The organism is Methylobacterium komagatae (assembly GCF_042661665.1).
Lineage (GTDB): Bacteria > Pseudomonadota > Alphaproteobacteria > Rhizobiales > Beijerinckiaceae > Methylobacterium > Methylobacterium komagatae.
The window spans coordinates 3,719,593-3,733,560 of record NZ_JBHSWN010000001.1 but is presented as its reverse complement, the minus strand read 5'-3'; the positions used below and the strand labels follow the sequence as shown (position 1 = coordinate 3,733,560).

General features: G+C 60.3%; 9 protein-coding genes. 3 read left to right on the top strand and 6 right to left on the bottom strand.

What is annotated here, in order from left to right:
* Positions 1-99 precede the first annotated feature (99 nt).
* The 3 genes from ACFQE0_RS18610 to ACFQE0_RS18600 all read right to left on the bottom strand — a co-directional run bounded on the left by ACFQE0_RS18610 (position 100) and on the right by ACFQE0_RS18600 (position 7,140).
* A complete protein-coding gene (locus ACFQE0_RS18610; RefSeq protein ID WP_378972320.1) occupies positions 100-771 on the bottom strand; it encodes a hypothetical protein in 672 nt (223 codons plus the stop codon).
* 36 nt (positions 772-807) lie between these two features.
* Positions 808-1,302 carry an HNH endonuclease signature motif containing protein gene (locus ACFQE0_RS18605; RefSeq protein ID WP_378972318.1) on the bottom strand — a complete coding sequence of 165 codons (495 nt, stop codon included), beginning with the start codon at positions 1,300-1,302 and terminating at the stop codon, positions 808-810.
* A gap of 2,028 nt (positions 1,303-3,330) precedes the next feature.
* A complete protein-coding gene (locus ACFQE0_RS18600; RefSeq protein ID WP_378972316.1) occupies positions 3,331-7,140 on the bottom strand; it encodes a Hint domain-containing protein in 3,810 nt (1,269 codons plus the stop codon).
* Between the two features lie 1,115 nt (positions 7,141-8,255).
* On the opposite strand from ACFQE0_RS18600, the gene ACFQE0_RS18595 reads away from it, so the two are divergent.
* Positions 8,256-9,167 (top strand): cupin domain-containing protein, encoded by a 912-nt coding sequence (locus tag ACFQE0_RS18595; protein ID WP_378972314.1) that lies wholly within the window; start codon positions 8,256-8,258, stop codon positions 9,165-9,167.
* A 10-nt stretch (positions 9,168-9,177) separates the two neighbouring features.
* Here ACFQE0_RS18595 and ACFQE0_RS18590 read toward each other — a convergent pair whose 3' ends face one another.
* Positions 9,178-9,615, bottom strand: a complete 438-nt coding sequence (locus ACFQE0_RS18590; RefSeq protein WP_378972312.1) for a group III truncated hemoglobin — start codon at positions 9,613-9,615, stop codon at positions 9,178-9,180.
* A 164-nt stretch (positions 9,616-9,779) separates the two neighbouring features.
* On the opposite strand from ACFQE0_RS18590, the gene ACFQE0_RS18585 reads away from it, so the two are divergent.
* On the top strand, positions 9,780-10,760 hold the full coding sequence (locus ACFQE0_RS18585) for an SMP-30/gluconolactonase/LRE family protein (protein WP_378975567.1): 981 nt from the start codon (positions 9,780-9,782) through the stop codon (positions 10,758-10,760).
* Between the two features lie 137 nt (positions 10,761-10,897).
* On the opposite strand, the gene ACFQE0_RS18580 is transcribed toward ACFQE0_RS18585, so the two are convergent.
* Complete coding sequence (locus ACFQE0_RS18580; RefSeq protein ID WP_378972310.1) at positions 10,898-11,398, bottom strand: hypothetical protein; 501 nt, start codon at positions 11,396-11,398, stop codon at positions 10,898-10,900.
* Between the two features lie 458 nt (positions 11,399-11,856).
* Positions 11,857-12,648, bottom strand: coding sequence for a helix-turn-helix domain-containing protein (locus tag ACFQE0_RS18575; protein WP_378972308.1), 792 nt, complete (start codon positions 12,646-12,648; stop codon positions 11,857-11,859).
* Positions 12,649-12,751: 103 nt separating this feature from the next.
* Between ACFQE0_RS18575 and ACFQE0_RS18570 the strand changes: the two genes are divergently transcribed.
* Positions 12,752-13,948, top strand: coding sequence for an MFS transporter (locus ACFQE0_RS18570; protein WP_378972306.1), 1,197 nt, complete (start codon positions 12,752-12,754; stop codon positions 13,946-13,948).
* Positions 13,949-13,968 lie beyond the last annotated feature (20 nt).

Sequence of the window (13,968 nt, the reverse complement as noted above, 5' to 3'; positions counted from 1 at the left end):
TTCCCCTCAGGAGACCGTGGTCCGGTGCTCGCTCTGGCATTGAGTCGATTGGCGCGCGCCGCTCGTTCAGAAGTCAAGTCTACCTCCCGCTTTAAATGCTTAGCGCACCTGTTTGCTATCGATATCAATGACGTCTGAGAAAACCGACCGTGCACGCGGAGCGAAATTCGCCCTTTTGTCTTCGATGTCGTGAAAAAGCTTATCGCGTCGCCGATCCATAGCCTGTGTCATGCGGTCAATCCGCTCCATTGAGGCGAGATTCATGAAGAAGCCGTGGGCTCGAACGTTTTCTGCCGTAAGGCCCCGCTCTGATAAAAGAACTTTGACCAAATTGGTCTCTCTTTCTTTCCCTTTTAACCATGCTGCAGCAAGCTTATCAGGGCCTCTGTGGTCTTCGTAAAGAGCGCCAAAAGGATCTAAATTGTACATACTAGGCGTAAATAGTTCCTTGGCCGCTTGTAGATCTGCGTGCTCCAAAATGAGGTTGCGCCACTGCCGTAAACGCTGAGACTCCCAGATCAGGTCAATGATATCTTTTGTCCAGAGGGCCTCAATTATGTCTTGCGGCTTGAGTTCCTGGATTATGCTCCGCTGCAGTACGTCGAACCGCTCGGCGCTCTCGTTACGTAACAGAGGGCGACCCTCGAATAAGAAGACGAGATGGGCGGGCAATGCGGGCAGAACCTCGGTGCTGGCAACATCTGCGTTCACCCCATCATCGACCTGACTTTCGCGAAGTTCTGGGGAACGTTTTCCCCTTGGGTTCGCCATGTATGCCTCGTTCCCTTCTGTTGGATCGTTTGACTTTCAAAGCGGGAAATCGTGCGATTTGATGGTCGCGTTTGAACCTTGGTAGGTTGATGGCTCAGAGCCATCCCGCCCTCTCCGAGCAACGGGATACGAGGCAATATGGGCAATTTTCGCGTTGTCACGTCTCACCACTGTACCGTCGACTTTGCGTTTGAGCATTCCGCAGCGTGACGTCTGGAAAGGGTGTGCGGTCACTTCGGCGCCGAGATGCCGAATCTTGCGCCTCTTAGCTTGGGCAGTGGCAGCGTGATCTTTCCGTGTCTTATCGCGTGCGCATTCTTCGTGGGCTGGACCCATATTGTGGAGGTCATCCTCGCCGCCAAGTTCAAGCGCACGGATATGCTCGACGATCCAACGATCACGTACGCCATCGATGGGTTGATCGCAAACGACACAGACCCCACCCGTACGCTCCCACGCTTGCAACCGGCAATGTCCTGAAAGTGATCGGCGCGTCGTCGTTCGAACATCCTCACGAGCGACGTACGGCATCGCGAGCCTCCTCAGAGAAAGAGGATCGCTCGGCCAGTGCCTTGAGCGCCCTGTATGAGAGATCCTCCCAATCGCAGAGCAGCTGCTCATACCGCTCTAGCAGAGCGCGTAGCTGCGCGTCATTTTCCAGCGTTACCAGCTTTACTGGTAACACAAGAGAGGCAAGCGTCGGACGTGCGGGATCAATCCCGCGGACGCGCGATTTCGTGCGTGGCATGGCGGATCGCTCTGAATGGAGGTTAAGATTATGGCAGTTGATCCGGGCGGCAGAATTCGTCAGGGCCCGATCGAAGGAAAAGCTGTCTCTAGATTTAGCTGGGATTAATCAGCGGAATGACGCTATCTATTGTAAGAAGGGTTGAGCTAAAGGGCGCCACCAATGAAGGGCTGCGCGGGCGATTAGCCGAGATATGAATGGGTACTCCGCTCTCTCCCCTTTCGGAAAATAGCTCGGGACTGACCCGATGACGCTGTTCTCGGACCGCCCTGCGCTCTTCCTGCCATCTCGCTGCGGTCCTTGCAGCTTTAGCAGCCTTCCATGTCCCCTTCAGTGCTGCCGAAAGGCAGAACCCCCAAGGTTCTCCAGTGGCGTGACGGTGAGCCTGGGCCGATGCTATGGCCAAACGCATGATTCCCGCCTTATCGTACGAGTTACCCTTCAACAATTTGCCGGCGTTGGCGGGCACGCCAGCATGTCTTCCCGCTAAGTCAGCGAAAAGCTGGCGACGGGAATTCGCCCGTCGCTCGCCAGGTGCAAATTGGATGCGATCGGAACGAATTTCGCGTAGTGCTGCAGACCAAGATAACCTGCGAGAACGGAATGGCATCGTGATCTCCCTCGGATCGAGTGATCGTTTTTATATCGTTCGATCGCGATTCGGTCAATATGCCGTCCGCTGATCACATCACCCCTACCGGCGCGCAGGTGAGGGCCGCACGTGCTCTCTTGCGCTGGAGTGCGGAAGATCTTGCCAAGTACTCTCGGCTTGGAACCGCGACTATTCGCAGGGCAGAGTCGAATGACGGTCCGATAAACTCAACGGCTGCCAATGTTGCAGCGTTGGTTAAAGCGTTCGAGGAAGCTGGTGTCGTTTTTTTATTCGAAAAAGGGGTTGGAGTTGGAGTTAAGATATTATATTGATACTTACAAAAATGTTTCCAATATTTTGCATATAATATATCGTCCATGATAAGCGGATATGCTAAATATAAATTGTGCACGTATAACGGCCTGATTTCTATGAGAGGAGCTCGAATTTTTTATTAAACAGCTTAAAATTGGATTTTAGTGACTGAAAATAGCCATTATATAGGTTGTTTGCTGTGGATCAGTGGCGCCGAAAGTCGGGTGCATACCTATCGATGCCAATTCCGATTTCATGATTGATAGGACAGAAGCTGTTCCTCGGAGGGGCATTGCGTTGCTGACGGTCTAGGGGGCGCACAGGCGACCAATCTCCATTCACTCACGGCGCGCCTGCCGCCCTATCGCCCTCTCGCTGAGTGGCGGGCTGATCGCCAATTGCATGGCTGAGGCATTGTCCTTGAAGCTCTTGCCCAACTGCCGCATCGTTCTGGCCGACAAGACTTACGACAGTGGCGCCATCCACTGTCTGAGCGAGGTAACGGGGCCTGTCGAGCCTGCCAGGTATCGCCGCCTGTTCGTCCACGACAGGCCGACCTGCCGCGAGATCTTCACGTCAATGTCGAGCGGTTGTCTATGCCTTTCTCATCTTCAACCTTGTCTTATTGAGCGGTCTAATCAACCACAATTACTTGGATATTTCAGGATGAGATAGCATTTTCTAAATTATGCCGTAGCAAATCAAGACCGCCATTCGCGCGATAGAAGGATTATGGGCAGCTAAATGCCGCCTAATCGATACTATCGAACGAAATAAGTTGATCAATTGACGCGCAATGCACAATACATGCGCATTGAATCGGAATAAGATTTGATAGTCTCGCAATTAATCATTTGCGTATCCTCTTGATGTGCCGCGCCGGGAATTTGTTCCGCCAGAAAGATCACACAAGTATCAATTCCTTGAGATACTCCTCTGCCAGAACGACTGGAGAATGAGTTAGGTGGATGCTGGAATCTCGCGCTCGCACACCGATGTGAGTCCACTCTCGTGCATAGGCTGCAGGCGGCATTCGGAAATTGAAGGCGTGTCGACCGGTCCCAATGCCGGCAAAATGCAAATCAACTCGATATTGATCTGCAGGAAATGTGGCGACTACGTCGCCATCCAGCACAAGCTCCAGTACCACGCTTGCGTGAGGTTGCTCCGGGAACCAAGCCCATCCCGAAATCTGTTCTCTTGAAACTCGCTCTAAGTATCCGTCTATCTTTGTACTCACCACCGACGAATCGGCTATCATGCCGTCGTGAAGGTGCTGTGGAGCTCTTTGCTTCACATCGTAGATCGGCGGATGACCAAGATAGTGGGCGCGAGCGTCGATCCATGCGCGCACTTCCGCGACTTGGCGTCCCTCGATAATCAACGGTCTGACTGAGCCCTCTCGGGTGAGAGCTTTGTTAGGATCGAGATCGGATCCGTTGCCATCGTAATTGTCGAATCGATCGCGCTGTCCATCGTCGTAGTAGGTTTCTGCCGCGACCCCTTCAGCCAACACCAAATCATGGTTTGCGAGTTCGATGCTGTAGTAAGTAATTGTTTCAGCAGCGATCTGTTCGACGGTTGAGCCATTGACGAGGGACTTTGCGGGTATGAGAACCTCATCAAAAAAGAGCGCATGATCTGGTGAAAGAAAGAGATCACGACGAGGAAGGCTTGGTGCAAGGGCGCCTTGCTTGATCCGAATGGGGCTGACCAAATCAGGGCGCGCAAAGAGTCGACAATCGATGGTGCGATGCCCGATCCACTCGATGGTTTGGTGTTCGCCCGCCATAGTAATCACGACGTCTCCCACGACGAGTTGCTCGACGGGCAACTCGCCGCGGTCCGTCAGGATCAAGGTGCCGGTGCAATAGCACGGGACGCTTGCATAGGCGCTCGTGATAGCTTGTGACAGGCCATCTCCTGTGAAAGATAACTGAAGTGAGCTTGGCGATTGGCCGCTTGAGAGAGCAAGTGCAGTCAGGCTCTGAGCCACAAACTGTACGGCTGCCGTATTGTGTAGCAGTGTGGCTCCATCATTTGCAGCTTGGGCCTGTGTATCGACAGCAGTATTGCTGGCCGACACGAGGCTGGCCAGAGCGTCCGCTGCCTCGGGCGCCATGGAAAGGTTTGCCAGTCCCGCCGCTTTCGTGACGAGCCGTGAGAGTGCCTGAGTTCCAGCAATGTCGAGGGACGCGCCACCGGAGCTCCCGGCACTCGAAGCAATTTGCGCGGCCATTGCTGACACAACAGCGGCGTCAGATGCTGCTGGGTCGCCAGACTGAGCGCTCAACGCGGACCCGACCAGAGCGATCGTGTCGAGGATCTTCACTCCCGCAACGTAGAGAGCTTGGGCTCCGCTATCGCCCGCCAGCGCTCCAGCGACTGGATCGGTGGTGAGCAGACTCTGACCAGCCGCGAGGGTGACGCCAAGGCTTTTGAGCACAGCGCTTTCAGCTTCGGACGTCGATACGTTCAGACGTTGCTGCACGCCTTGGACAAGCGTGGTGAGCGGGGTGATGACACTCGAACCGCTGGGGGCCGTCAAAGTGTGGGTCAGAGCGACACCGGTCGATGTGTCGGTTCCGCCCGTCAGGACCAGTGGCCCTGACCCACCCTGAAGCGTGAAACGACCCTGTGCGTCGGTTGTTGTTCTCGCCTCGCCGGGATCCCAGCGCCCGTTGCTATTCGCATCGGCGAAGACCGTTCCGCCGGAAATATAGCCATCGACGGCGACCCCTGTGGGGATGCTTGGCTTCGTGTATGTCCCGGAGGCATCGGTGACGGTCTCGACGCTTCCGGCGAAGATCTGAGCGCGCTGTGCCTCGGTCAGGGTCAGGCCGGTGACGACTACCGTGTCCTGGCCTGCGCCGCCCTGGATCTGGGTCGCGGTGGTGGCGCTATTGACGGTGAAGGTCGTGCCGAGTGCGTTCGAGCTCGTGATCGCTCCCCCGCCGCTGGAACCGTAGATGCTCTTGCCCGATAGGTTAAGCGTAGCTGCTTCCGTCGTCAGAACTGCATTGTCGTACAGCGAGATATAGGAGACATCCTTTAGAGAGGCAGTGTCAACCTTGACGATGGTCGTTGTATTGTTCGAGAAGCTAAAGTTTCCGTACGCGTTTAAGTTCTCGACGTGGCTGAGGCTGATTTTGGTCAGATCATACACAGTGTCGCGATAGGTCGGCGGCACGTAAGTCAGCAGACCCGTCGCGGGGTCGATTTGGGAAGTGCCATACGTACCGGTGTAATCGTATGACAGGCTGAGGCCGTCGTAGCCGCCGCCGCCGTCGATGCTGCTGCCCGCCACGAGTTGCGCTGCCGTGGCGGCGCTGAACTGATCGGTTTCGTTGCCGCCGGTGATCGTGACAAGGCTCTTGGCCAAGGTCACCGAGATGCTGCCGGCTGACGAGTATGTCGGGTAGGGCGACGTGCTCGGGGCGGAGCCGTCGCTCAGGGTCACCTTCAGGTCTGCGCCGTCCCGCAGGACGAGAGACGCGCTCGACGCGGAGGCATTGGTCAGCCGCACTTCCTCGAAGCCGGCGAACTGCGCCAATCCGGCGAGGTTGAAGCTGCCGGAGCCCGACAGCGACAGTACATCGTACCCCGCACCTGCATCGAGCCGATCGGTGCTGTTGAGCGTCGTGGATGTGGCCTGTACCACCTGATCTGTGTCGGTCGGGGCGACCAGGTCCGTTCCGGTGGTAAGAGCGATGACCCCTGTGGGGACGCTTGGCTTCGTGTATGTCCCGGAGGCATCGGTGACGGTCTCGACGCTTCCGGCGAAGATCTGAGCGCGCTGTGCCTCGGTCAGGGTCAGGCCGGTGACGACTACCGTGTCCTGGCCTGCGCCGCCCTGGATCTGGGTCGCGGTGGTGGCGCTATTGACGGTGAAGGTCGTGCCGAGTGCGTTCGAGCTCGTGATCGCTCCCCCGCCGCTGGAACCGTAGATGCTCTTGCCCGATAGGTTAAGCGTAGCTGCTTCCGTCGTCAGAACTGCATTGTCGTACAGCGAGATATAGGAGACATCCTTTAGAGAGGCAGTGTCAACCTTGACGATGGTCGTTGTATTGTTCGAGAAGCTAAAGTTTCCGTACGCGTTTAAGTTCTCGACGTGGCTGAGGCTGATTTTGGTCAGATCATACACAGTGTCGCGATAGGTCGGCGGCACGTAAGTCAGCAGACCCGTCGCGGGGTCGATTTGGGAAGTGCCATACGTACCGGTGTAATCGTATGACAGGCTGAGGCCGTCGTAGCCGCCGCCGCCGTCGATGCTGCTGCCCGCCACGAGTTGCGCTGCCGTGGCGGCGCTGAACTGATCGGTTTCGTTGCCGCCGGTGATCGTGACAAGGCTCTTGGCCAAGGTCACCGAGATGCTGCCGGCTGACGAGTATGTCGGGTAGGGCGACGTGCTCGGGGCGGAGCCGTCGCTCAGGGTCACCTTCAGGTCTGCGCCGTCCCGCAGGACGAGAGACGCGCTCGACGCGGAGGCATTGGTCAGCCGCACTTCCTCGAAGCCGGCGAACTGCGCCAATCCGGCGAGGTTGAAGCTGCCGGAGCCCGACAGCGACAGTACATCGTACCCCGCACCTGCATCGAGCGAGTCCGACGCATTAAGAGTCAATGAGGTTGCATTAACAACAAGATCGTCGGGATTCGGGATGACAGTGTCTTCGCCCGCTACCAGGCTTCGGCTCATTGCCATCGGTCCCACCATGAAATTTTATTTTTTCCTTCGTTGGCCATACGCAAGGAAAGGCAGATGATCTATAGCATCGATGCAACTACGCAATTAAATGAGGATGGCAAAGGCGAGGCGTCGCGGTCGGCATACTTGTGTGAGAATATATACAATTAGATTTTTTGCTTAAGATTGCGCGAGACTAGCAGAAAAATTCGATATTATTTTTTATTTGTATCTTTTTATAGGTCAGTCTCTGATATCGAAGGCAATTTGCTCGTTTTTCGAATTTTAGTTGGTTTATTTAAGATTTTAAGATCAAAAATTGGAGCGATAAATTGGAATTTAAAATAGATACTAGATAAAATGAATGGAAAAGAAGCTTATATATATTTATCCAAATGAATAAGGGCGCGACAGCGATAAAAATTGGCCCAGATTGTCGAGGGGCATTTCTGCAATCGCCTTGCGCAACCTTGGGTTTCTGTCTCCAGCTTCTTTATCCGGCGAACCTGATCGCTCTTCAAGCCACCGAACTCACGCCGCCGCTACTACGTCACGGCACTCAGATCGACGGCGCGAATCGCGTCGGAAACGCTCTGATCCTGCGAGATCAGCACACTCGCCTTCCTTAGCTTGGTAACGATCCCCTCGGACTTCGATCGCTGGGCCATGTCGCCCGTCCTCCAGGATTAAAGGCCATACCAAAGGGTAGACCCCTTCGATGAGGGTGGATCGAACACGGTTGAGCGGATGTTCGGGCGGCTCAAGGGCTTTCGTCGCATCGGCCACACGCTACGATCGGCTCGTCCGCAACTAACTTGCTACCGTCCGCTTAGACGCGGCCATCTGCTACTGGTTGTGTGACCCGACGATAGAAGATGGCTCGGCGCCCGCGACGACGTTCCGATTTTCGAAGAAGGGGCCGTCCCAAAGCCGAAGCCATCACGACGATCGTCGGATTTGAACCAGCGGCGTTCGAGCACAGCTTTGCGCTCGCGAATTTCAGCACGAACACGAAAGGACCGCCCGATGGGTCTCCGCTTCATCTTCATGCTGACCCGCAACGACCGCACGGTCGAGGACGCACAGGCGCAGCTCCGCACGGCCCTCGAGCCGGCGTCCGGCATATCGGCTTCAAGGATATCGGTTTGCCGATCGCGCAGCTCAAAGCCTTGAACGCGGCGATTCGAGTGGGCGGCGCGACGTCCTATCTCGAAGTCGTGTCGCTCGACCGTGAGAGCGAGATCGCCTCGGCCCAGGCGGCCGTGGAGATCGGCGTCGACATCCTCCTCGGCGGCACGCGGGTCGACGACGTGCTGCCGGTGATCGCAGGGGCGTCCATCCAGTACTGCCCGTTCCCGGGGCGGATCGTCGGCCATCCGAGCGTCCTCGAGGGCAGCATCCCGGAGATCGTCGCGAGCGCGCGAGATCTCGCGGGCCGCGACGGGGTCCACGGCCTCGATCTTCTCGCCTATCGCTCGCGCGAGGACGTGCCAGCGCTGATGCGGGCGGTATGTGCGGCGGTGTCGAAGCCCGTCTACATCGCAGGCTCCATCGACAATGCCGAGCGGATCACGGCCGTGAAGGAGGCCGGCGCCGCCGGTTTCACGATTGGGACGGCTGCGCTCGACGGCAAGTACGGCACCGGGCAGCGCGACGTCGCAGACCAGCTCGCGGCGATCATCCGCGACGTCGCTGCGTTGAACAATCACCTCTCGTCCGTTCCCAAGCGCAACCTCGACAACGCCTTCGCCGAGGTGACGGAAATCCGGCATGCCCCGATCGCCGAGAGCGTCAACGGCATGCGCATCCGGCTCGACAAGCTGGAGGGCGCGCAAGGCTGGAGCTTCGACAGGAACGGCGACAAACTGTTCTTCGTCCACAAGGGGCGGCTCGGGATGCGCTTCCGCGACCGGCAGGAGGTCGTCGGGGCGGGCGAGTTCATCGTGGTGCCGCGCGGCGTCGAGCATTGCCCCGTCGCGCTCGATGAGCCCTGTGACGTGATGATGCTGGAGACGGCAGGCGTGCGGACGAACCGGCCGTCCCGCGACGGAGAGTGATGCGGCTGATCTATTGCCGGTCGGTGATACCGTCGCTTGAGATCCCCACCTGTCCCGCTTCGCGCGAACTCATCGCGTCCGGCCGGAAAAACAGCCCCGCCTTCAAACTATCCCCGATGCGGTGAGCGCGTTCGATCAGGTCAGCGGCGATCTCGTTCGGGAAGTGTGCGGACGCCGTCTCTTCGAACAGGCCGAGCCAGCGCGCGAAATGTTCGGGTTGAAGCCTCGCCAGCGCGAGATGTTTGCCGAACGGATTGCCCTTGTAGCGTCCAGTCTTGAACAGAACTGAGGACCAGAAGGCGCGGATCGTTTCCATGTGTCGCGGCCAATCCGCCTCCGGGATCGCAGCCGCGAAGATGCGCCCGATCAGCGGATCGTCACGCACGCGGCTGTAGAAGGCGTCGAGAAAGCGGCCGAGGGTGGCTTCGTCGAGCGCGACATCAGGCATGCCCATGACATGTCGGCAGAGGCTGGCCTCTTCAAGGGACACGCGAGACCGGCGGTAGCAACCGCGCCCGGCTTCCGTACAATCGACCCCGTCCGGCGCGAAGACCGGATCGGGGGAGACGAGTGATGAACCGACGTGACGTCCTCGCGGATGCCGCCGCGCTGATGGCGACCACGGTCGCGGCGCAGGCAGACTGGCTGCCCCTCGGCAACCTGCCGGGCACCCGCTATCCCGACCCGCGGGTCGAGGCGATCGACAAGCGCTTCCGCTACAAGGTCGGCAACGCCGCCATCGAGCGCATCGCCACCGGTTTCCGCTGGGCGGAGGGCCCGGTCTACTTCCGGGACGGCGGCTACCTGCTGTGGAGCGACATCCCGAACAACCGGATCATGCGCTGGCTCGAGAATGGCCATGTCAGCGTCTATCGGGCCAACGCGAACTACGCGAACGGCAACACCCGTGATTGCCAGGGCCGGTTGATCACCTGCGAGCACGACACCCGCCGGGTGACGCGCACCGAGCCGGATGGAACCATCACGGTCCTGATCGACAGGGTCGACGGTAAGCCGCTCAACGCCCCCAACGACGTGGTCGTGGCCTCCGACCATGCGATCTGGTTCACCGATCCGGGCTACGGCATCGATGGGAACTACGAAGGGCACCGGGACAAGGCGGAGTTGCCCACCCGCGTCTACCGGCTCGACCCCTCGACCGGGCAGGCCAAGGTCATGGCGGACGGCCTCGACCGGCCGAACGGCCTCGCCTTCTCGCCCGACGAAAAGACCCTCTACGTCGTCGATTCCGGTATCACCCATGGCGGGCGGTCCAACATCCGCGCCTTCACGGTCGAAGGCGACCGGCTCACCGGTGATCGCGTCTTCGCGGAAGGCTTCGCGCCGGGCTTCACTGACGGGGTCCGCACCGACATCGACGGAAATGTCTGGTGCTCGATGGGCTGGGCCGATCCGAACGAGGACGGCGTGCGTTGCTACGCGCCGTCGGGCGACTTGATCGGCAAGATCCACCTGCCCGAGACCTGCGCCAATCTCTGCTTCGGGGGTTTGAAGAGGAACCGGCTGTTCATGGCAGCCAGCACCTCGATCTACGCGGTCTATGTCGAGACGCAGGGGGCGATGATGCCTTGAGAGACCTCGGCAGCGCCACGGCGACCACACGGCGGACGCTGCCGCTCCCGCCCCGCGGAACCATCGTGCCATCAGGCGCGGGGCCGGGTCGCCGTCTCGACGGCGGCGACCTGTCCCTCCGAAGGACGTCTCGCTCCTCAGGCGCCACCGCACATGTGTTGCGAGTCCGGAAGGGTCCAGGACTCCCCCGTACGGAGGTTCGTCGTCTTGTAGAAGCGCCCCCTGTCGTCGCCCTTCGGACAGCCTTTGGGGATCGAGACGAGGCAGGTTTTCACACCATCTCCGATGCGGGAATTCCCGATCGCCTCGACGTAGTCGTAAGATATCCCGTACACGCCGTTCTTCAGCTCAACGCTGGTGCCCTCGCCGAAATCTCCGGCCTTTGGCCGCATCAGCGTCGCGCTGAAGCGTGTTCCAATGCTGGTGATCGTGCTCTGCGCACAGGAGCCGACTCTTGTCGGCAGGGTGCCCTCGGCTTGAGCGGAGGCGCTCACGATCAGGGAGAGTGCTGCCGCGAGGCGGAACAGTGTCGGCAACTGGCCCTTCATGACGATGGCCTGATCCGAGCCTCGATGACCGACGAGGCCTGCTCGGTCGAAAGGGGTCAGATATTCTCGCGTGCGGATTGCTCGGAGCATGCCTTGGCGACCTCAGAGATCGGCAAATTCGAATGACCAGCCGTGAGGGCGGTCGTGTCGAGACAGGAGCGGATGCGATTCCGCGCAGCATCCCCACCGCCCGCCGCATCCAGCTTCCGCAACACAGCATCCTTATCCTGGGATGAGGCGGCGCCCCAATCCTGCATTGTGTCTCCTGCGCCCAGCGCGAAAGCGGGCGTTCCGAGGATGGCGAGACAGACGGCGCAGATCGAGAGAAAGCGCATGGCGATAACCTCGGATGATGAAGCCACTTCGCCTACCCGGAGGGTGCGAAGATAGGGTGGCCGTGTCGGACGTTGTGTCGGTCTGCGAGGCGAGCAGCCGAACAGAAAAATCTGACGATGAAACTAGGTTCTGAAGCGACGTCGCGGACTGCCGGCGACTTGAGTCAAAAACGCACAGTGCCATAGGCCGATTGCCCTCGAGCCTGCGCAGCCTCACGACGCGAGGGGCAAGGTGTTGGGAAGGGATAATGCGTCGGAGGATTGCATCGGCAGCAAAGCCTGCGTCCGTCCCCGCAAGGCTTGGATGCTGCGGTAGCCAACTGAGGCCGCCACGCGGCGCGGCGACCATCCGTCGGCGGTGAGGGCCAGGGCCCGCACGACCCTTGCCCTGGCCCGCCATTGGTCGAAGGTCATGCCCGTCTCGCTGCGGAACCGGCGGGTCAGTGTGCGTCGGCTGAGGCCGCAATGTTCGGCCCAGGCGTCGAGATCGCGATCGGTCGCGGGGGCCTCGATCAGGTCGAGGCAGAGCCGTCGCAAGCGGACATCCTTCGGCAGGGGCAAGGTCAGCTTGGTCTCCGGTGCCCGCTGGATCTCGTCGAGCACCAAGGCGGCGAGATGCCCGCCGCGCCCCGCTTCGTCGTAGAGTACCGGCTCCGCTCCGAGGGCCGCGAGGGCCGCCGCCAGCAGGGACGAGACCTCGATCACGCGGGCGCGGCGTGGAAAGTCCCCCACGGCCTTCACCGCGAGATAGGCCGAGCACATCGAGACCGCCCCGTGCATGGCGACCGCGTGCGTCAGCCCCGGCGGTATCCAGAGAGCATGGCCCTCGGGAACGACCCAGGTCCCATCCTCCGCGGTGGCCATCATCAGGCCTGCCGTGGCGTAGAGCAGTTGCGCCCGCTTGTGGGAGTGGGCATCGATGCGGCTGCTCGCAGCGTAGGTCTTGGGCATCACCGCGACGTCGCGGGGGACATCCTGATAATCCTCCGCCAGGATCGACCGCATCGTGCCCAACCCCCGTCCACTTTGGCCCGATCGCGTACAACTTCGGCCCGACCGCTTGCAACGGGTCAGATATAGACGGCAGTCTCAAGGAGACGCCTGACTCATGGACGCCGCAACCCTGTCCCGCCGGACCTTGCGCTTCGTCAACGTCGCGCACGCCCTCGACCATTTTGTGCTGCTCATCTACCCGACCGCCGTCCTCGCCATCGCGGCGCAGACGGGCCTGGGCTACGGCGAGTTGATCGGGCTCGCGACCGGTGCCTTCGTGGCCTTCGGGCTCTGCTCGCTCCCCATGGGCTGGCTCGCCGACCGGTTCGGACGGCGCACGATGCTGTCGATCTTCTTCTTCGGCTACGGCCTGTCCTGCCTCGGTGTGGCGAGCGCGGCGAGCCCGACGGCCTTCGCGGTGTGGCTCTGCGTGCTGGGGCTCGCCTCGGCGATCTACCATCCGGTCGGCTCGGCGATGCTGGTCACGCACGCGACCCGCCTCGGGCGCGATCTGGGCGTAAACGGCGTCTGGGGAAATGCCGGAGCCGCCACCGCCTCCGGTGTGACGGCCCTGCTCGCCTCCAGCCTCGGCTGGCAGGCGGCCTTCATCGCACCGGGGCTGCTGTGCCTCGGCTGCGGTGCGGCCTTCCTGGCTCTGGTCCCCGAAGACGGCGAGGGCAGTAGCAGCAAGGTGAGCGGCGCCCCGGTCATTGCCGTGGCGCGCCCGATCCCGCTCCTCGTCGTCTTCGCCTTTGCCATCATCGCAGGCGGGATGACCTTCAACATCACCACGATCGCCCTGCCGAAGGTCGTGGATGAGCGTGTCGGCGCGCAACTTCCCCTCGCCCTGATCGGCTCGGTCGCGACCCTGGTCTTCGCCTTCGGCGCCCTGACCCAGCTGGCGATGGGGCGGCTGATCGACCGCTTCAGCCTCCCCACGCTCTTTCTCGGCCTGTCGATCCTTCAGCCGGTCGGGCTCGGTATCGCCGCCGTAAGCACGGGCCTTCCGCTTCTGGCAGGCTTGGTCCTCACGATGGCGGCGCTCTACGGCCAAGTGGTGATCAACGACGCGATGGTGGCGCGCTACGTGCCGGCGGCTTACCGGACGAGGGCCTACAGCGTGCGCTATTTCCTGGGCTTCACGGCGAGCGGCTTCGTCGTGCCGATGATCGCGGTCCTGCATGATCGCGGCGGCTTCGGCCTCGTGCTCGGCATCGCGGCGAGCTTCGGCGCGGTGATCTTCGCTTCGGCCTTCGGCTTCTTCGCGTTGACCCGAGCGGCGGCACCCCGTCCCCTCGTTCCGGCTGAGTAGCGTACTGCCTCGGCTGGTTC

What these genes read in the sequence shown, in the direction of transcription:
- ACFQE0_RS18610 (WP_378972320.1), bottom strand. Translation starts at nt 771, where the DNA reads ATGGCGAACCCAAGGGGAAAACGTTCCCCAGAACTTCGCGAAAGTCAG.
- ACFQE0_RS18580 (WP_378972310.1), bottom strand. Translation starts at nt 11,398, where the DNA reads ATGCTCCGAGCAATCCGCACGCGAGAATATCTGACCCCTTTCGACCGA.
- ACFQE0_RS18605 (WP_378972318.1), bottom strand. Translation starts at nt 1,302, where the DNA reads ATGCCGTACGTCGCTCGTGAGGATGTTCGAACGACGACGCGCCGATCA.
- ACFQE0_RS18575 (WP_378972308.1), bottom strand. Translation starts at nt 12,648, where the DNA reads ATGCGGTCGATCCTGGCGGAGGATTATCAGGATGTCCCCCGCGACGTC.
- ACFQE0_RS18585 (WP_378975567.1), top strand. Translation starts at nt 9,780, where the DNA reads ATGGCGACCACGGTCGCGGCGCAGGCAGACTGGCTGCCCCTCGGCAAC.
- ACFQE0_RS18590 (WP_378972312.1), bottom strand. Translation starts at nt 9,615, where the DNA reads ATGCCTGATGTCGCGCTCGACGAAGCCACCCTCGGCCGCTTTCTCGAC.
- ACFQE0_RS18570 (WP_378972306.1), top strand. Translation starts at nt 12,752, where the DNA reads ATGGACGCCGCAACCCTGTCCCGCCGGACCTTGCGCTTCGTCAACGTC.
- ACFQE0_RS18600 (WP_378972316.1), bottom strand. Translation starts at nt 7,140, where the DNA reads ATGGTGGGACCGATGGCAATGAGCCGAAGCCTGGTAGCGGGCGAAGAC.